A 15790-nucleotide genomic window follows, 5' to 3' on the forward strand; every position below is an offset into this window, starting at 1 on the left:
GTGGGTGTCCTGTCCTGGGGGCGGGCGCTCAGGAGCGGCCGTGCCGGATCGCCGGGTGGGAGCCCGCGGCGACCAGGTCGGCGACCGAGGTCCGGGGGTCCTTGCCGGTGACCAGCGACTCGCCGACCAGCACCGCGTCCGCGCCGTCGTTGGCGTAGGCGATCAGGTCGTGCGGTCCGCGGACACCGGACTCGGCGATCTTGACGATGTGGTCGGGGATCTCGGGGGCGACCCGGGCGAAGTTGCCACGGTCGACCTCCAGGGTCTTGAGGTTGCGGGCGTTGACGCCGATGATCTTGGCGCCGGCGTCCACCGCGCGGACGACCTCGTCCTCGTCGTGCACCTCCACCAGCGGCGTGAGCCCGATCGACTCGGCCCGCTCGATCAGCGAGACCAGCGCCTCCTGCTCCAGCGCGGAGACGATCAGCAGCGCGAGGTCCGCGCCGTAGGCCCGGGCCTCCCACAACTGGTAGGCGGTGACGATGAAGTCCTTGCGCAGGACGGGGATGTCGACCTTGGCGCGGACGGCCTCCAGATCGGCCAGCGAACCGCCGAACTTGCGCTGCTCGGTGAGGACGGAGATGACCGCCGCGCCGCCCGCCTCGTAGTCGGCGGCCAGGCCGGCCGGGTCGGCGATCGCGGCGAGCGCACCCTTGGAGGGGCTGGAGCGCTTGACCTCGCAGATCACCGTCACGCTCTCGCCCTTGAGGGCCGCGACGCCGTCCTTGGCGGGGCGCGCCTTGCGGGCCCGCTCCTTGAGCTCGTCGAGAGTGACGCGGGCCTGCCGCTCCGCGAGGTCGGCGCGGACCCCGTCGATGATCTCGTCGAGCACACTCACGCGAGCGGCCTCCTTCTTGAGCGGGGGAGGTGGACAGTCACCCGTGGGGACGAGCCGTCCCACCCGGTCCTTCGATGGTATCCGCCATGGCATGCAGGTCTCGCATCCGGTGGACCGCAGTCCCACGACCTGGACATTTGCCGGTGACGGGGAGGTTGTGCGGCCTCCCCTACGGCAGCGCGCCGGCCGCGGTCACGGGGCCAGCGCGCTGCCGGCGGGGAGGTTGCGGACGACGGTGAAGACCAGCAGCAGCCCGGCCAGCGCCCACCAGTGGACGGCCCGCGGCCGGGGGCCCGCCGTCGGGCGGCCCCGCACCGCACGGCTGAGCCAGACCGTCCAGAAGACCGCACAGGCGGCGTACCCGGCCACCGCGAGGGCGTTGGCGCCCAGGGCCGCGGGGAGATCTCCGTGGACGACGTCATGGGCGCTGCGCAGCCCGCCGCAGGCCGGGCAGTACAGGCCGGTCAGATGCAGCAGCGGGCACACCGGATAGTGGCCGGGCTCGTGGGGATCGACGGCCCCGACGTAGGCGAAGGCCGCGAGGGCGGCGGTCAGTGCGCCCAGGGGTGCCGCGAGACGGCGGGGCAGCGCGCTCCGCCGGGGGGACGGGTGCACCACGGGATCGCTCACGTGCCGATTGTGCGGCGGTGTGCGCGAAGGCGCAGCTTCTCGGCCGCCGTACGGAGCGGGCACGGACGGCGGGTACGGCACCACGGGTGCGTACGGGCCGGGAAGCGGCGCCTTCGAGGGGAACTGCGGGGTGGCGCCGGGCGGCGCCACGGGAGCGGGAGCTCAGCCCTCCTGCGGCTGGGCCTGCGCCGGGGAAACGGGCTTGGCGCGGCGGGGCTCCTGGCCCATGCCGGCCGCACGCATCAGACCGCCGGCCACGGCACCGAGGCCGATCAGCACGATGCCGGCCCAGAAGCCGGGCACGTTCCCCAGCACGATGAAGGCTCCGGAGACGCAGAAGCCGATGAACGAGATGATGACGCCCGTCCAGGCGGCGGGGGTGTGTCCGTGGCCACTGCTCGACATGAATGCTCCTCGTTGCTCTGTCGCGCCGGGGGTCGGGGCGCGGTGATCCTCGTCGCCCATTGTCACCGATGCCGCGCGGAGCACCTTTACCGGGTGGGGTCCTCACCGCGGTCCAGGGACTTCCAGATCTCCTCCGGACGGTCCAGATCCGGCGGGGCCGGGGCCCGGCGCGGGCCGCGGGCGCCGCCGGGCGTGCGCTCGTACCGGCCCGACATCGCAGGCCAGTGGCGTCCGTACACCAGCGCCAGCAGCCCGGCGACCAGCAGCAGGCCGCCGCCGGCCGCGGCCACCCACGGCCAGCCGGTGTGCGTGACGTGATGCACACCGGCGCCGGTCAGGCCGACCGCGGTGGCGGCCTTCTCCCGCAGCGCGGAGGTGTCGGAGTTGCCCAGCACGGCGGCGACGGCGATGCCCGCGCCGCTGAGTGTGAGCAGCGCGGCGACCGCGATCCGGCCGACCCGGCGCACGGCGAAGACCGCGACCAGCGCGGCCAGGCCGACGACGGCCAGCGCGCCGGGCACCCCGGTCACATCGGCGCCGGTCACGCTGCGCGGCAGCGCGCCCTGGGCGAGCTCCGCGGAGCCCCGGGCCCAGATGCGGCCGGAGGCCAGCAGCGCCAGGCCCGCGCCGGCCGCGCCGGCCAGCAGGGCGAGGGCGAGACTGCGCGTGGCGCCGCGGGCGCGGGTGGCCGGCGCGGCGGCCGGCTCGCCCGCGGACGGGACGTCGGTACGGGTCTGGGGTACGGCACTCACGCGCACCACTATCGCGCACCGGCCGGCGGGGTCCGGTGCGCGGGGTGGGTGCGGGGCGTGCGGCCGGTCACTTTCCCAGGTGGTTGGCGGTGTGCACGGCGCGCAGCACCGCGGCGGCCTTGTTGGGCACTCCGGGCACCCCGCAGCGGGGTGGACCGGGGCAGGAGCCGTTGGTGGTCCCGCCCGGTGGCCCCCCTCGGCGGTCTACTTCCCCAGGTGATTGGCCGTGTTCACGGCGCGCAGCACCGCTGCAGCCTTGTTGCGGCACTCGGTGTCCTCGGCCACCGGGTCGGAGTCGGCGACCACCCCGGCGCCCGCCTGGACGTAGGCGGTGCCGTCCCGGAGCAGGGCCGTGCGGATCGCGATGGCGGTGTCGGAGTCGCCGGCGAAGTCGAGGTAGCCCACGCAGCCGCCGTACAGCCCGCGCCGGGTCGGCTCCAGCTCCTCGATGATCTGCAGGGCGCGCGGCTTGGGCGCCCCGGAGAGGGTGCCGGCGGGGAAGCAGGCGGTGAGCACGTCGAAGGCGCTGTGGCCCTCGGCCACCTGCCCGGTGACCGTGGAGACGATGTGCATCACATGGCTGTAGCGCTCGATGGACATGAAGTCGACGACCTCGACGCTGCCCGGCTCGCAGACCCGGCCCAGGTCGTTGCGGCCCAGGTCGACGAGCATCAGATGCTCGGCGCGCTCCTTGGGGTCGGCCAGCAGCTCCTCGGCCAGGGCCTGGTCGTCCTGGACCGTGGCGCCACGCGGGCGGGTGCCGGCGATGGGGTGGACCGTGGCCCGGCCGCCCTCGACCTTGACCAGCGCCTCCGGACTGGAGCCCACCACGTCGAAGGCGCCCTCCTCGGCGCCCTCACCGCCCTCGAAGCGGAAGAGGTACATGTACGGGCTGGGGTTGGTGGCCCGCAGCACCCGGTAGACGTCCAGCGCGCTCGCCGTGCACGGCGTCTCGAAGCGCTGGGAGGGCACGACCTGGAAGGCCTCGCCGGCCCGGATGCGCTCCTTGATGTCCTCGACGGCGTCCTGGAAGGCCGGTCCGCCCCACTCGGCGGTGAACGGCGGGACCGCGGACGGCGGCATCGCGGCGGCGCTGGCGGGCGCGGGCCGGGCGAGGTCGTAGGCCATGGCGTCCAGTCGGGCCACGGCGTCCGCATAGGCCTCGTCGACACCGGTGTCGAGGTCGTTGTGGTTGATCGCGTTGGCGATCAGCAGGACCGTGCCGTTCCAGTGGTCGAGGACGGCGAGGTCGGAGGTGAGCAGCATGGTCAGCTCGGGCAGCCGGAGGTCGTCGCGGGTCTGCTCGCCGATCTTCTCCAGGCGGCGCACGATGTCGTAGCCGAGGTAGCCGACCATGCCGCCGGTGAACGGCGGCAGTCCCGCGCCCTCGATGAGGTCGCGGGGGGTGTGCAGCGCCTCGACGGTGGCGCGCAGCGCCTGGAGCGGGTCGCCGCCGGTAGGGACGCCGACGGGCGGGGTGCCGAGCCAGTGCGCCTGCCCGTCGCGGGTGGTGAGGGTGGCGGCGCTGCGGACGCCGATGAAGGAGTAGCGCGACCACGTACGGCCGTTCTCGGCGGATTCCAGGAGGAAGGTGCCGGGGCGTTCCGCGGCGAGTTTGCGGTAGAGCCCGACCGGTGTGTCGCCGTCCGCGAGCAGGCGCCGGGTGACGGGGATGACCCGACGGTCCTTGGCGAGGGTGCGGAAGGTGTCGAGGTCCGGAGTGGCGGTGCCGGTGGTTCCCGTGGTCATGGCAGCGGAGCCTACTGGTCGGGCCCGGCCTCGGCAGCCAGGACGTCGGCGTCGAAGCAGGTGCGGTCGCCGGTGTGGCAGGCGGCGCCGACCTGATCGACCTTGATCAGGACGGTGTCGGCGTCGCAGTCCAGCGCCACCGACTTCACGTGCTGGACGTGGCCGGAGGTGTCGCCCTTGACCCAGTACTCCTGCCGGCTGCGGGACCAGTACGTGCAGCGGCCGGTGGTCAGGGTGCGGTGCAGCGCCTCGTCGTCCATCCAGCCGAGCATCAGCACCTCGCCGGTGTCGTACTGCTGGGCGATGGCGGGGACCAGGCCGTCGGCGCCGCGCTTGAGGCGGGCGGCGATGGCCGGGTCGAGGGCGGAGGCGGCAGCGGGGGCCTGGCCGGGGGCGGTGGTGCGGCTGCGGGTCATGCGTCCATTGTGCCGTGCGGCATCCTGCACACATGCATCCTCAGGAGCCGCCCGTGCCGCCACCGCCGCCGGACCCGGACCGTGCCGCGCGGGTGGCCGCGCGGGTGCTGGGGGCGGTGTGCGCGGCGGCGGTGGCGGTGGCGGTGACCCTCGTGGTCGTGGTGTTCCGGCGGTAGGTGTCCCTCCGCCTGGCCGGCCGGAGCGGAACGGGGGCGGTCAGACCCCCAGCTGTGCCGCCAGCAGCCGGTCGATCGCCTCCTTGTCGCCGTCCAGCGCCACGTCGGCCGCCTCCTGCCGGCCGAAGGCGAACATGGTCAGCTCGCCCGGCTCACCGACGACCGTGACCACCGGGGTGCCGCGATGGGCGACCGCCGTCCGCCCGTCCGGCCGCCGCAGCACCAGGCCCACCGGCGACTTGCGGCCCAGCACCCGGGCCATCCGCTCCAGCCGGGACCACAGGGCGTCCGCGAAGACGGGGTCGAGCTCCCGCGCGGACCAGTCCGGCTGCGCCCGCCGCACGTCCTCGGTGTGCACGTAGAACTCCACGGTGTTGGACACCTCGTCGAGCTGCTTGAGTGCGAACGGCGACATCCTCGGCGGCCCGGTCCTGATCAGCTGGATCAGCTCCTCGTACGGCTTGGCGGCGAACTCCGCCTGCACCCGCTGGAGCCGTGCGGCCAGCGGCTTGACGAGGACCCCGGCGGCCGCGTCGGCGCGCCGTTCGCGCACCACCACGTGCGCGGCCAGGTCCCGCGCGCTCCAGTTCTCACACAGCGTCGGCGCCTCGGGGCCGGCGCTCTCCAACAGGTCGGCGAGAAGGAGCCGTTCACGCTTCGCATGGGTCGACATGCGGCCAGCCTACGACCGGCCCCGGAGCCCTGCCACGGGGCCGCGCCCGGCGATCGCGGATGACCGGGCCGGTCACCCGGCTGCCGGGCCGACGCCGCGTCAGGCCCCGTCCGCCGCCAGGTGCGCACGCAGGATGCGCTCCAGTTCCCGGGCCGCGCGCGGCGGGGAGACGTCCCCGCGGTGGGCGACCGAGACCACGCGGTGCATACCGGGGGTGGAGAACGGGGTGATCCGCAGACCGGAGCGTTCGGCGACCATGCTGGGGACCACGGCGATGCCCAGTCCGGCCCGGACGAAGCCGAGGACGGCGTCCATCTCGCCGCCCTCGACGGTGAAGGACGGTTCGAAGCCGGCCGCCCGGCAGGCCGCGGTGGTGAATTCCCGCAGGTCGTAGCCGCGGCGGAACATGGCCAGCGGTCGGTCCTGCAGATCCGCCACCCGGATGCGGGTGCGCCGGCCGATGGGGGCCGGGCGGTCGGGGGCGGAGACCACGACGAGTTCCTCGCGCAGCAGGTCGGAGGTGGCCAGGGCGGGGGCCTGGACCGGGAGCGGGGTGATGATCAGGGCCAGGTCCAGGGCGCCGTCGGCCAGCGCCCGAACCAGGTCCTGGGAGCCGTCCTCGGTCACGAGCAGCTCCACGCCGGGATAGGTCGCGTGGAAGGCCCGCAGGACATCGGGGACGAGGCTCGCGCAGAGGCTGGGCGGGGCGCCGAGGCGGAGCCGGCCGCGGCGCAGCCGGGCCACCTCCTGGACCTCGCGGCGGGCGGTCTCGGCGTCGGCGAGGATGCGCCGGGCGAGCGGCAGCAGGGTCTCCCCGGCATCGGTGAGGGAGATGTGGCCGCGGGCGCGGTGGAAGAGCTCGGCACCCAACTCCCGCTCCAGGGAGCGGATTTGCTGGGAGAGGGAGGGCTGGGCGACATGTTCGCGCTCGGCGGCGCGGGTGAAGTGGCGGGTGTCGGCCACGGCGGTGAAGTAGCGGAGCTGCTGCAGCTGCATGAGAGCAAAGGTAGGGGCTCTCGATAGGAATCGCCTATGGAGATGAGCCGTACCATGTCTTGGACTGATGAGCGGGGCCGTCCTTACCGTCGGGACCCATGGCACTGGACATACGGACGGACCGACGGCCGCCCCTGCCGCAGACGCTGTGGCACTCGACCGTCGGCAAGAAGACGGTGATGGCCGTCAGCGGCCTGATCATGCTGCTCTACCTGGTCGTCCACATGCTCGGGAACCTGAAGATCTTCTTCGGGCCGGGCGAGTTCAACCACTATGCGCACTGGCTGCGGACGGTCGGCGCGCCCTTCATGCACCAGGAGTGGACGCTCTGGCTCGTCCGCGTCGTCCTGGTGGCCGCCGTCGTGGCGCACGCCGTCTCCGCGTACCAGCTCAGCCGCCGCGGCATCAGGGCGCGGCCCGACGCCTATCGGCACAAGAAGCCGCGCGCGAGCTATGCGACCCGCACCATGCGCTGGGGCGGGATCATCCTCGGGCTGTTCCTCGTCTGGCACCTGCTCGATCTGACGACCGGCACCGTGCACCCCGACGGCTTCCAGCCCGGCCACCCGTACCAGAACGTCGTGGACACCTTCTCCACCTGGTACGGCAACGTGATCTACCTCGTCGCGATGCTGGCGCTCGGGCTGCACGTCCGGCACGGGTTCTGGAGCGCCGCACAGACCCTCGGCGTCGGCAGCCGCCGCCGCGACCGCGTCCTGAAGACCACCGCCAACGTCCTCGCGCTGGTGCTGACCGTGGGCTTCGTCGCCGTACCCCTTGCCGTCATGACCGGAGTGGTGAGCTGACCATGGCTTCTTACGCGGACTACCCGACCGGTGCGCCGGTCGCCGACGCCAAGGCACCGGCCGGGCCGGTCGCCGGGCGCTGGGACACCCGCCGCTTCGAGGCGAAGCTGGTCAACCCCGCCAACCGCCGCAAGCACACCGTCATCGTGGTCGGCACCGGCCTCGCGGGCGGCTCCGCAGGCGCCACCCTCGCCGAACAGGGCTACCACGTCGTCCAGTTCTGCTATCAGGACTCGCCGCGCCGGGCCCACTCGATCGCCGCGCAGGGCGGTATCAACGCGGCGAAGGACTACCGCAACGACGGCGACTCGGTCCACCGGCTGTTCTACGACACCGTCAAGGGCGGCGACTTCCGCGCCCGGGAGTCGAATGTGCACCGGCTCGCGCAGATCTCCGTCGAGATCATCGACCAGTGCGTCGCCCAGGGCGTGCCGTTCGCGCGGGAGTACGGCGGGCTGCTCGATACCCGCTCCTTCGGCGGCGTCCAGGTCTCCCGGACGTTCTACGCCCGCGGGCAGACGGGCCAGCAGCTGCTGCTCGGCGCCTATCAGGCCCTGTCCCGGCAGATCGCGGCGGGGAACGTCGAACTGCACACGCGCACCGAGATGCTGGATCTCGTCGTCGCCGACGGGCGGGCCCGCGGCATCGTCGCCCGGGACCTGGTCACCGGCGAGATCTCCAGCTACTTCGCCGATGCCGTGGTGCTGGCGTCCGGCGGCTACGGCAACGTCTTCCATCTGTCGACCAACGCCATGCACTCGAACGCGACCGCCATCTGGCGGGCGCACCGCCGCGGTGCGTACTTCGCCAACCCCTGCTTCACCCAGATCCACCCGACCTGCATCCCGCGCACCGGCGACCATCAGTCGAAGCTGACGCTGATGAGCGAGTCGCTGCGCAACGACGGCCGTATCTGGGTGCCGAAGGCCACGGGCGACACACGCCCGCCCGGCCGGATCCCCGAAGAGGAGCGCGACTACTACCTGGAGCGCAGCTACCCGTCGTTCGGCAACCTCGTCCCCCGCGACATCGCCTCCCGCGCCGCCAAGCAGGTCTGCGACGAGGGCCGCGGTGTGGGCCCCGGCGGCCAGGGCGTGTACCTGGACTTCGCGGACGCCCTCGCGCGCATGGGCCGGGCCCGGATCGAGGAGAAGTACGGCAACCTCTTCGACATGTACGCGCGGATCACCGCGGAGGACCCGTACGAGGTACCGATGCGGATCTACCCCGCAGTGCACTACACGATGGGCGGGCTGTGGGTCGACTACGACCTCCAGACCACCGTCCCCGGCCTGTTCGCGATCGGCGAGGCCAACTTCTCCGACCACGGCGCCAACCGCCTCGGCGCCTCCGCCCTGATGCAGGGCCTGGCCGACGGCTACTTCGTCCTCCCCTCGACGATCAACGACTATCTGGCCCGCGCCCCGCTCGCCGACCCGATGGACGCCGGCCACCCGGCGGCCGCGGCGGCCGTCGAGGAGACCACGGCGCGGCTGGCCCGGCTGCTGGCCGTCAACGGCGACCGTACGCCCGACTCCTTCCACCGGGAACTCGGCGCACTGCTGTGGGAGTACTGCGGGATGGCCCGCACCGCCGAGGGGCTGCGGACGGCCCTCGACCGGATTCCGCGGCTCCGCGAGGAGTTCTGGCGGCGCATCAAGGTGCCGGGGACCGGCGAGGAGTTCAACCAGTCCCTGGAGAGGGCCCACCGCCTCGTCGACTACCTGGAGCTCGCTGAGCTGATGTGCCTCGACGCACTGCACCGCGCCGAGTCCTGCGGCGGCCACTTCCGCGCGGAGTCGCAGACCCCGGACGGCGAGGCCGAGCGCCGGGACGCGGAATTCTCCTACGCCGCCGCCTGGGAGTTCACCGCCACCGGCAGCGCCCCCGTCCTCCACAAGGAAGACCTGGTCTTCGAGTACGTCCACCCCACCCAGCGGAGCTACGCATGAGGCTCACCCTGCGCGTCTGGCGCCAGAAGAACGCCGACGCCGACGGCACGATGTCCACGTACGAGGTGGACGGCATCGCGAAGGACATGTCGTTCCTGGAGATGCTCGACACCCTCAACGAGGAGCTCCTCCTCGCCGGCGACGACCCGGTCGCCTTCGACCACGACTGCCGCGAGGGCATCTGCGGCGCCTGCAGCCTGGTCATCAACGGCGAGGCGCACGGGCCGGAGCGGACCACCACCTGCCAGCTGCACATGCGGTCCTTCGCGGACGGCGACACGATCGACATCGAGCCCTGGCGGGCCGCCGCCTTCCCCGTCGTCAAGGACCTGGTCGTCGACCGCTCCGCCTTCGACCGGATCATCCAGGCCGGCGGCTACATCACCGCCCCCACCGGCGCCGCCCCCGAGGCCCATGCCACGCCCGTCCCCAAGCCGGCCGCCGACGCCGCCTTCGAGCACGCCGAGTGCATCGGCTGCGGCGCATGTGTGGCCGCCTGCCCGAACGGTGCGGCGATGCTCTTCACCTCGGCGAAGGTCAACCATCTCAATGTGCTGCCGCAGGGCGCTCCCGAACGGGCGTCGCGGGTGCTGGACATGGTGGCGCAGATGGACGAGGAGGGCTTCGGCGGCTGCACCCTCACCGGCGAGTGCGCCACCGCCTGTCCCAAGGCCATCGAGCTGTTCAGCATCACCACGATGAACCGCGAGTTCGTCCGGGCGGCGCGCACCGGGCGCTGAGTCGGACCGCGGCGGTCGTCAGACCGCGGCGGTCCCGATGAGCCCCTCGCGGGTGACGAGCGCGGCCAGCTCCGGCTCGCTGTACGCCGCGGTGCCGTCGGGCCGCCGGGGCAGGACCATGTAGCGGCTCTCCGCGCTGGAGTCCCACACGGTGATCGCGGTGTCGTCCGGCAGCACCAGCCCGAACTCGGCCAGCACGGCCCGCGGTTCGCGTACCACCCGCGAGCGGTAGGCCTCGCTCTTGTACCAGGACGGCGACGGCCCCAGCAGCCCGACCGGGTAGCAGGAGCACAGCGTGCACACCAGGACGTGGTGGGTGGTGGCGGTGTTCTCGACGACCTTGAGCCGCTGTTCCTGGATGCCGCCCGCCATCGACAGCCCCACCTCGGGCAGCGCCGCGTTCGCGTCGGTCAGCAGCCGCTCCCGGAAGCCTGCGTCGGTCCAGGCACGGGCCGCGATCCGCGCCCCGTTGACCGGCGAGGCCCCCTTCAGCATCGCGGCGAGGGACGCGTCCAGTTGCTCCTGGGCGACCACCCCGGCCTCGATCAGCCGCTCCTCCAGCCGCCGCACCCGCGCCGCCACCGGCGCACTCGTGTGCTCGCCGCTCATGTCCCGTCCTCCCGTACCCGCTCGATGTACGACTCCCAGAGGTCGACCGTGACCTCATGGCCGCCCTCGCCCCACAGGTCGCGCGCGGTGAAGGCCACGGTGTAGACGGGCTCCACGCGGGGCTCGGCCACCCCTGCCGCCACCTCGTCCGCGAGCTCCCAGCTGCCCTGGCACTCGACGATCCGGCCCACCTGGCCACGCACATAGCGCGGCGCCCGGGTGTGCCCCGCGGGATCGCCGGCGCGCACCCGCACCCGCTCCCCCGTCCGGAATTCAGCCCGCATCGAGCAGCCCCCGCTCGGCCAGCAGCGTCTCGATCGCGAGCAGCCACCGCTCGTAGTACGACGCCGCCAGGTACTGCTGCGGGGCCATCCGCTCGACCGCGTCCCGGAACTCGTCGAGCCGGTACACCCCGTTCCGTACCAGCGTGGAGTTGAGCGCGAACACCCGCGCCTCCCAGTCGGCGTGGAACGGCGGCTCGTCCGCCTCGATCTCCAGCGCCCCGAACCCGGTCTGGCCACCTACATCGTTGACACGGCTCATGGGCGGAGCCTACGCGTCGATGATCTTCATGTCAGCAGCCTTCGGGGCGGCGGCCTGCGGGTCAGCGCACCGGGTGCCCCGCGCTCCGGAGGGCGTCCTTGACCTGGCCGATGCGCAGGTCGCCGAAGTGGAAGACGGAGGCGGCGAGCACCGCGTCGGCGCCGGCCGCGACGGCCGGGGCGAAGTCGTCCAGCCGGCCGGCGCCGCCGGAGGCGATCACCGGGACGGTGACGTGCCGGCGGACCGCCTCGATCATCTCGACGTCGTAGCCGTCCTTGGTGCCGTCGGCGTCCATGGAGTTCAGCAGGATCTCGCCGGCGCCGAGGGCTGCGGCGCGGTGGGCCCATTCGACGGCGTCGATGCCGGTGCCGCGGCGGCCGCCGTGGGTGGTGACCTCGAACCCGGAGGGGGTGCCGGCGTCGGTGCGGCGGGCGTCGACCGACAGCACCAGGACCTGGCTGCCGAAGCGCTCGGCGATCTCGCGGATCACGTCGGGCCGGGCGATGGCGGCGGTGTTGACGCCGACCTTGTCGGCGCCGGCCCGCAGCAGCTTGTCCACGTCGTCGGGGGTGCGCACGCCGCCGCCGACGGTGAGCGGGATGAACACCTGCTCGGCGGTGCGGCGGACCACGTCATAGGTGGTCTCGCGGTTGCCGGAGGAGGCGGTGATGTCGAGGAAGGTCAGCTCGTCGGCCCCCTCCTCGCCGTAGATCTTCGCCATCTCGACCGGGTCGCCCGCGTCCCGCAGGTTCTGGAAGTTGACGCCCTTGACGACCCGGCCGTTGTCGACGTCCAGGCAAGGGATGACTCGGACCGCCAGGGTCATGGGTGGGAGGGCCTTTCTGCCGGTTCGCGGAATGCTTCGAGTTCTACTTCGACCAGGACGCGGGAGTCGACGAAGCCGGAGACCACGACCAGGGTCGCGACCGGCGGTGTGGCCTCGAACAGCTCCCGGTGGGCGCGGCCGGCCGCGTCCACGTCGCGGAGGTGGGTGAGGTACAGCCGGGTCCGCAGTACCGCGTCGGCGCCCAGGCCGAAGGGCGTGAGCGCGGCCAGCGCGTTGGTGAGGGCGGTCCGGGTCTGGACGTAGGGGTCGCCCTCCCCCTGGAGCACGCCGTCGACCAGTGGCATCGTGCCGGCGACCAGGACCCGGTCGCCGGCCGCCACGGCGCGCGCGAAGCCGATCTTGTCTTCCCAGGGGTTGTCGGTCCGTACGCGCTCGATGGTCATCACGCGGCCTTTCGTTCGCCGTTACGACACTGCTGCCAGCGCCTCTTCGAGGGTGAACGCCTTCGCATAGAGCGCCTTGCCGACGATCGCGCCCTCCACACCTTCGGGTACCAGCGTGGCCAGCGCCCGCAGGTCGTCGAGGGAGGAGACGCCGCCGGAGGCGACGACGGGGCGGTCGGTGGCCGCGCAGACGTTCCGCAGCAGCTCCAGGTTGGGGCCCTGGAGGGTGCCGTCCTTGTTGATGTCGGTGACGACGTAACGGGCGCAGCCCTCGGCGTCGAGGCGGGCCAGCGTCTCGTAGAGGTCGCCGCCGTCGCGGGTCCAGCCGCGGCCGCGCAGCGTCGTCCCGCGCACGTCCAGGCCGACCGCGATCTGGTCGCCGTACTCGGCGATGATCTTGGCGACCCAGGCGGGGTTCTCCAGGGCGGCCGTGCCGATGTTGACGCGGGTGCAGCCGGTGGCCAGGGCGGCGGCCAGCGAGTCGTCGTCGCGGATACCGCCGGACAGCTCGACCTTGATGTCCATGGACCGGGCGACCTGGGCGATCTGCGCCCGGTTGTCGCCGGTGCCGAAGGCCGCGTCGAGGTCGACGAGGTGCAGCCATTCGGCGCCGGCCCGCTGCCAGGCGAGGGCCGCCTCCAGCGGGTCGCCGTAGGAGGTCTCGGAGCCGGACTCGCCGTGGACGAGGCGGACGGCCTGGCCGTCGCGGACGTCGACGGCGGGGAGGAGTTCGAGCTTCGGCATCAAGGGGCTCACAGGGTGTTGATCCAGTTGGTCAGGAGCTGGGCGCCGGCGTCGCCGGACTTCTCGGGGTGGAACTGGGTGGCCCACAGCGGGCCGTTCTCGACCGCGGCCACGAACCGCTCACCGTGGGTGGCCCAGGTGACCTTCGGTGCGGCGAGGTGGGGGTTGCCGACCTCCAGCTCCCAGTCGTGCACCGCGTAGGAGTGCACGAAGTAGTAGCGGGCGTCGGCGGGCAGCCCGGCGAAGAGCTGCGAGCCGTCGGCGGCCTCGACGGTGTTCCAGCCCATGTGCGGGACGACCTCGGCCTTGAGCGGGCCGACCGTGCCGGGCCACTCGTCCAGGCCCTCGGTCTCGATGCCGTGCTCGATGCCGCGGCCGAAGAGGATCTGCATGCCGACGCAGATGCCCATCACGGGGCGCCCGCCGGACAGCCGGCGGCCGACGAGCCAGTCGCCGCGGGCCTCCTTCAGCCCGGCCATGCAGGCGGCGAACGCGCCGACGCCGGGGACCAGCAGCCCCTCGGCGTTCATCGCCCGGTCGAAGTCCCGGGTGATCTCCACCTCGGCGCCGACGTGCGCCAGGGCGCGCTCGGCGGAGCGGACGTTGCCGAAGCCGTAGTCGAAGACGACGACCTTCTTACGGGGTGCCGAGGCGGTCAATTCCACACCTCCAACCGGAGTACACCGGCGGCCAGGCACAGCGCCGAGCCGACGGACAACAGCACGATCAGGCTCTTGGGCAGCTGCTGCTTCCAGAAGGAGTAGACGCCGCCGAGGAGGAAGAGGCCGAGCAGGATGAAGACGGTCGACAGGCCGTTCACAGCGCGCCCTTCGTGGACGGGATGATGCCGGCCGCCCGCGGGTCCCGCTCGCTGGCGTAGCGCAGCGCCCGGGCCAGCGCCTTGAACTGGCACTCCACGATGTGGTGGGCGTTGCGGCCGTACGGCACGTGGATGTGCAGCGCTATCTGGGCCTGGGCGACGAACGACTCGAAGATGTGCCGGGTCATGGTCGTGTCGTAGCTGCCGATCATCGGCGCCATGTTCTCCGGCTCGGTGTGCACCAGATACGGGCGGCCGGAGAGGTCGACGGTCACCTGGGCCAGCGACTCGTCCAGCGGGACCGTGCAGTTGCCGAAGCGGTAGATGCCGGACTTGTCGCCGAGCGCCTGCTTGAAGGCGGCACCCAGCGCGAGGGCGGTGTCCTCGATGGTGTGGTGGGTGTCGATGTGCAGATCGCCGTCGGTCTTGACCTTGAGGTCGAACAGGCCGTGCCGGCCGAGCTGGTCGAGCATGTGGTCGTAGAAGCCGACCCCGGTCGACACCTCCACCTCGCCCCGGCCGTCGAGATCGATCTCGACGAGCACGGACGTTTCCTTCGTGGTGCGCTCCACGCGTCCTACGCGGGTCATCGCTTGCTCTCCTTCAGTACTGCACGAACCGCGTCGAGGAACGCGTCGTTCTCGGCCGGGGTGCCGGCGGTGACCCGCAGCCAGCCCGGTACGCCGTTGTCACGGACCAGCACGCCGTGGTCGAGGATCGCCTGCCAGGTGGCGTGCGCGTCGTCGAACAGGCCGAACTGCACGAAGTTGGCGTCGGAGTCGACGACCTGGCAGCCGGCCGCCCGCAGCTCGGTGACCAGGCGGTCCCGCTCGGCCTTGAGCTGCTCGACGTACTTCAGCAGGGTGTCGGTGTGCTCCAGCGCGGCGAGCGCGGTGGCCTGGGTGACGGACGAGAGGTGGTAGGGCAGCCGCACGAGCTGGACCGCGTCGACCACGGCGGGGTCGGCGGCCAGATAGCCCAGCCGCAGTCCGGCGGCGCCGAACGCCTTGGACATGGTCCGCGAGACCACCAGATTCGGCCGGCCCTCGATCAGCGGCAGCAGCGAGGGGCGGTGGCTGAACTCGCCGTAGGCCTCGTCGACCACCACCAGGGCCCCGGCGCCGTCGGCCCGCGCCGCCTGCGCGGCGTCGTACAGCGCCAGCACCGTCTCCGCCTCGACGGCGGTGCCGGTGGGGTTGTTCGGCGAGCAGATGAAGACCACGTCGGGCCGCTGCTCGGCGATGGCCGCCCGCGCCGCCTCGACGTCGATGGTGAAGTCGGCGCGCCGCGGGCCGGAGATCCAGCCGGTGCCCGTGCCGCGGGAGATCAGCCCGTGCATGGAGTACGACGGCTCGAAGCCGAGGGCCGTGCGGCCGGGGCCGCCGAAGGTCTGCAGCAGCTGCTGGATGACCTCGTTGGAGCCGTTGGCGGCCCAGATCTGCTCCCGGGTGACCGGGTGGCCGCCGGTGCCGGTGAGGTAGCGGGCCAGCGCCTCGCGCAGCTCGACCGCGTCCCGGTCGGGGTAGCGGTTGAGCTGCCGGGCGGCCTCGGTCACCCGCTCGGCGATCCGCCGGACCAGCGGTTCGGGCAGCGGGTAGGGGTTCTCGTTGGTGTTCAGGCGCACCGGGACGTCCAGCTGCGGCGCGCCGTAGGGGGACTGGCCGCGCAGCTCGTCCCGGATGGGGAGATCGTCGATACGGGTCACGTGCCT

General features: G+C 72.7%; 22 protein-coding genes. 4 read left to right on the forward strand and 18 right to left on the reverse strand.

What is annotated here, in order from left to right:
- Positions 1-28 precede the first annotated feature (28 nt).
- The 6 genes from trpC to hisI form a co-directional block, all read right to left on the reverse strand.
- The gene (gene trpC / locus EST92_RS09070) at positions 29-838 is read right to left on the reverse strand and encodes an indole-3-glycerol phosphate synthase TrpC (RefSeq protein ID WP_129280430.1); all 810 of its coding nucleotides are present in this window, start codon (positions 836-838) and stop codon (positions 29-31) included.
- A 192-nt stretch (positions 839-1030) separates the two neighbouring features.
- Positions 1031-1468: a DUF2752 domain-containing protein gene (locus EST92_RS09075; protein WP_129280431.1), complete on the reverse strand. Its 438-nt coding sequence runs from the start codon at positions 1466-1468 to the stop codon at positions 1031-1033.
- Positions 1469-1630: 162 nt separating this feature from the next.
- Entirely contained in the window at positions 1631-1873 is a 243-nt protein-coding gene (locus EST92_RS09080; RefSeq protein WP_129280432.1) for an HGxxPAAW family protein, read from the reverse strand.
- Between the two features lie 86 nt (positions 1874-1959).
- Positions 1960-2625 carry a TIGR02234 family membrane protein gene (locus tag EST92_RS09085; RefSeq protein ID WP_129280433.1) on the reverse strand — a complete coding sequence of 222 codons (666 nt, stop codon included), beginning with the start codon at positions 2623-2625 and terminating at the stop codon, positions 1960-1962.
- A gap of 204 nt (positions 2626-2829) precedes the next feature.
- Positions 2830-4374, reverse strand: coding sequence for an anthranilate synthase component I (locus EST92_RS09090; protein WP_129280434.1), 1545 nt, complete (start codon positions 4372-4374; stop codon positions 2830-2832).
- Positions 4375-4385: 11 nt separating this feature from the next.
- Positions 4386-4790, reverse strand: coding sequence for a phosphoribosyl-AMP cyclohydrolase (hisI, locus tag EST92_RS09095; protein ID WP_129248030.1), 405 nt, complete (start codon positions 4788-4790; stop codon positions 4386-4388).
- A gap of 32 nt (positions 4791-4822) precedes the next feature.
- Between hisI and EST92_RS31095 the strand changes: the two genes are divergently transcribed.
- On the forward strand, positions 4823-4966 hold the full coding sequence (locus EST92_RS31095) for a hypothetical protein (RefSeq protein WP_154073964.1): 144 nt from the start codon (positions 4823-4825) through the stop codon (positions 4964-4966).
- A gap of 40 nt (positions 4967-5006) precedes the next feature.
- On the opposite strand, the gene EST92_RS09100 is transcribed toward EST92_RS31095, so the two are convergent.
- Complete coding sequence (locus tag EST92_RS09100; RefSeq protein WP_129280435.1) at positions 5007-5639, reverse strand: TIGR03085 family metal-binding protein; 633 nt, start codon at positions 5637-5639, stop codon at positions 5007-5009.
- A gap of 99 nt (positions 5640-5738) precedes the next feature.
- Positions 5739-6635: a LysR substrate-binding domain-containing protein gene (locus EST92_RS09105; RefSeq protein ID WP_129280436.1), complete on the reverse strand. Its 897-nt coding sequence runs from the start codon at positions 6633-6635 to the stop codon at positions 5739-5741.
- A 98-nt stretch (positions 6636-6733) separates the two neighbouring features.
- On the opposite strand from EST92_RS09105, the gene EST92_RS09110 reads away from it, so the two are divergent.
- Genes EST92_RS09110 through EST92_RS09120 form a run of 3 tightly spaced genes read left to right on the forward strand, consistent with a single transcriptional unit; the run spans position 6734 to position 10133 of the window.
- Positions 6734-7441: a succinate dehydrogenase gene (locus EST92_RS09110; protein ID WP_129280437.1), complete on the forward strand. Its 708-nt coding sequence runs from the start codon at positions 6734-6736 to the stop codon at positions 7439-7441.
- 2 nt (positions 7442-7443) lie between these two features.
- A complete protein-coding gene (locus EST92_RS09115) occupies positions 7444-9393 on the forward strand; it encodes a fumarate reductase/succinate dehydrogenase flavoprotein subunit (RefSeq protein ID WP_129280438.1) in 1950 nt (649 codons plus the stop codon).
- Positions 9390-10133: a succinate dehydrogenase/fumarate reductase iron-sulfur subunit gene (locus tag EST92_RS09120; RefSeq protein ID WP_129280439.1), complete on the forward strand. Its 744-nt coding sequence runs from the start codon at positions 9390-9392 to the stop codon at positions 10131-10133. Before EST92_RS09115 ends, EST92_RS09120 begins: the two co-directional genes overlap by 4 nt.
- Before the next feature lie 18 nt (positions 10134-10151).
- On the opposite strand, the gene EST92_RS09125 is transcribed toward EST92_RS09120, so the two are convergent.
- From EST92_RS09125 to EST92_RS09165, 10 genes are all read right to left on the reverse strand, one after another.
- Positions 10152-10742, reverse strand: coding sequence for a nitrile hydratase subunit alpha (locus tag EST92_RS09125; protein ID WP_129280440.1), 591 nt, complete (start codon positions 10740-10742; stop codon positions 10152-10154).
- Positions 10739-11026: an SH3-like domain-containing protein gene (locus tag EST92_RS32685; RefSeq protein WP_129280441.1), complete on the reverse strand. Its 288-nt coding sequence runs from the start codon at positions 11024-11026 to the stop codon at positions 10739-10741. Before EST92_RS32685 ends, EST92_RS09125 begins: the two co-directional genes overlap by 4 nt.
- Positions 11016-11285, reverse strand: coding sequence for an SH3-like domain-containing protein (locus EST92_RS32690; RefSeq protein ID WP_129280442.1), 270 nt, complete (start codon positions 11283-11285; stop codon positions 11016-11018). The genes EST92_RS32685 and EST92_RS32690 overlap by 11 nt, the downstream gene beginning before the upstream one ends.
- Before the next feature lie 61 nt (positions 11286-11346).
- Positions 11347-12111 (reverse strand): imidazole glycerol phosphate synthase subunit HisF, encoded by a 765-nt coding sequence (hisF, locus tag EST92_RS09140; RefSeq protein WP_129280443.1) that lies wholly within the window; start codon positions 12109-12111, stop codon positions 11347-11349.
- Positions 12108-12515, reverse strand: coding sequence for a Rid family hydrolase (locus tag EST92_RS09145; RefSeq protein WP_129280444.1), 408 nt, complete (start codon positions 12513-12515; stop codon positions 12108-12110). Before EST92_RS09145 ends, hisF begins: the two co-directional genes overlap by 4 nt.
- 21 nt (positions 12516-12536) lie before the next feature.
- A complete protein-coding gene (gene priA / locus EST92_RS09150; RefSeq protein ID WP_129280445.1) occupies positions 12537-13259 on the reverse strand; it encodes a bifunctional 1-(5-phosphoribosyl)-5-((5-phosphoribosylamino)methylideneamino)imidazole-4-carboxamide isomerase/phosphoribosylanthranilate isomerase PriA in 723 nt (240 codons plus the stop codon).
- An 8-nt stretch (positions 13260-13267) separates the two neighbouring features.
- Positions 13268-13924: an imidazole glycerol phosphate synthase subunit HisH gene (gene hisH, locus EST92_RS09155; RefSeq protein ID WP_129248023.1), complete on the reverse strand. Its 657-nt coding sequence runs from the start codon at positions 13922-13924 to the stop codon at positions 13268-13270.
- On the reverse strand, positions 13915-14079 hold the full coding sequence (locus tag EST92_RS31565) for a hypothetical protein (protein ID WP_167511540.1): 165 nt from the start codon (positions 14077-14079) through the stop codon (positions 13915-13917). The genes hisH and EST92_RS31565 overlap by 10 nt, the downstream gene beginning before the upstream one ends.
- The gene (gene hisB / locus EST92_RS09160; protein WP_030085936.1) at positions 14076-14669 is read right to left on the reverse strand and encodes an imidazoleglycerol-phosphate dehydratase HisB; all 594 of its coding nucleotides are present in this window, start codon (positions 14667-14669) and stop codon (positions 14076-14078) included. The genes EST92_RS31565 and hisB overlap by 4 nt, the downstream gene beginning before the upstream one ends.
- Complete coding sequence (locus tag EST92_RS09165) at positions 14666-15784, reverse strand: histidinol-phosphate transaminase (RefSeq protein ID WP_129280471.1); 1119 nt, start codon at positions 15782-15784, stop codon at positions 14666-14668. Before EST92_RS09165 ends, hisB begins: the two co-directional genes overlap by 4 nt.
- Positions 15785-15790 lie beyond the last annotated feature (6 nt).

It is taken from the genome of Streptomyces sp. TM32, assembly GCF_004122755.1.
GTDB classification, from domain to species: Bacteria; Actinomycetota; Actinomycetes; order Streptomycetales; family Streptomycetaceae; genus Streptomyces; species Streptomyces sioyaensis.

Coding starts and splice junctions, on each gene's coding strand:
- EST92_RS09080 (WP_129280432.1), bottom strand. CDS start 1,873: ATGTCGAGCAGTGGCCACGGACACACCCCCGCCGCCTGGACGGGCGTC.
- EST92_RS09090 (WP_129280434.1), bottom strand. CDS start 4,374: ATGACCACGGGAACCACCGGCACCGCCACTCCGGACCTCGACACCTTC.
- hisI (WP_129248030.1), bottom strand. CDS start 4,790: ATGACCCGCAGCCGCACCACCGCCCCCGGCCAGGCCCCCGCTGCCGCC.
- EST92_RS31095 (WP_154073964.1), top strand. CDS start 4,823: ATGCATCCTCAGGAGCCGCCCGTGCCGCCACCGCCGCCGGACCCGGAC.
- EST92_RS09100 (WP_129280435.1), bottom strand. CDS start 5,639: ATGTCGACCCATGCGAAGCGTGAACGGCTCCTTCTCGCCGACCTGTTG.
- EST92_RS09105 (WP_129280436.1), bottom strand. CDS start 6,635: ATGCAGCTGCAGCAGCTCCGCTACTTCACCGCCGTGGCCGACACCCGC.
- EST92_RS09110 (WP_129280437.1), top strand. CDS start 6,734: ATGGCACTGGACATACGGACGGACCGACGGCCGCCCCTGCCGCAGACG.
- EST92_RS09115 (WP_129280438.1), top strand. CDS start 7,444: ATGGCTTCTTACGCGGACTACCCGACCGGTGCGCCGGTCGCCGACGCC.
- EST92_RS09120 (WP_129280439.1), top strand. CDS start 9,390: ATGAGGCTCACCCTGCGCGTCTGGCGCCAGAAGAACGCCGACGCCGAC.
- EST92_RS09125 (WP_129280440.1), bottom strand. CDS start 10,742: ATGAGCGGCGAGCACACGAGTGCGCCGGTGGCGGCGCGGGTGCGGCGG.
- EST92_RS32685 (WP_129280441.1), bottom strand. CDS start 11,026: ATGCGGGCTGAATTCCGGACGGGGGAGCGGGTGCGGGTGCGCGCCGGC.
- EST92_RS32690 (WP_129280442.1), bottom strand. CDS start 11,285: ATGAGCCGTGTCAACGATGTAGGTGGCCAGACCGGGTTCGGGGCGCTG.
- hisF (WP_129280443.1), bottom strand. CDS start 12,111: ATGACCCTGGCGGTCCGAGTCATCCCTTGCCTGGACGTCGACAACGGC.
- EST92_RS09145 (WP_129280444.1), bottom strand. CDS start 12,515: ATGACCATCGAGCGCGTACGGACCGACAACCCCTGGGAAGACAAGATC.
- priA (WP_129280445.1), bottom strand. CDS start 13,259: ATGCCGAAGCTCGAACTCCTCCCCGCCGTCGACGTCCGCGACGGCCAG.
- hisB (WP_030085936.1), bottom strand. CDS start 14,669: ATGACCCGCGTAGGACGCGTGGAGCGCACCACGAAGGAAACGTCCGTG.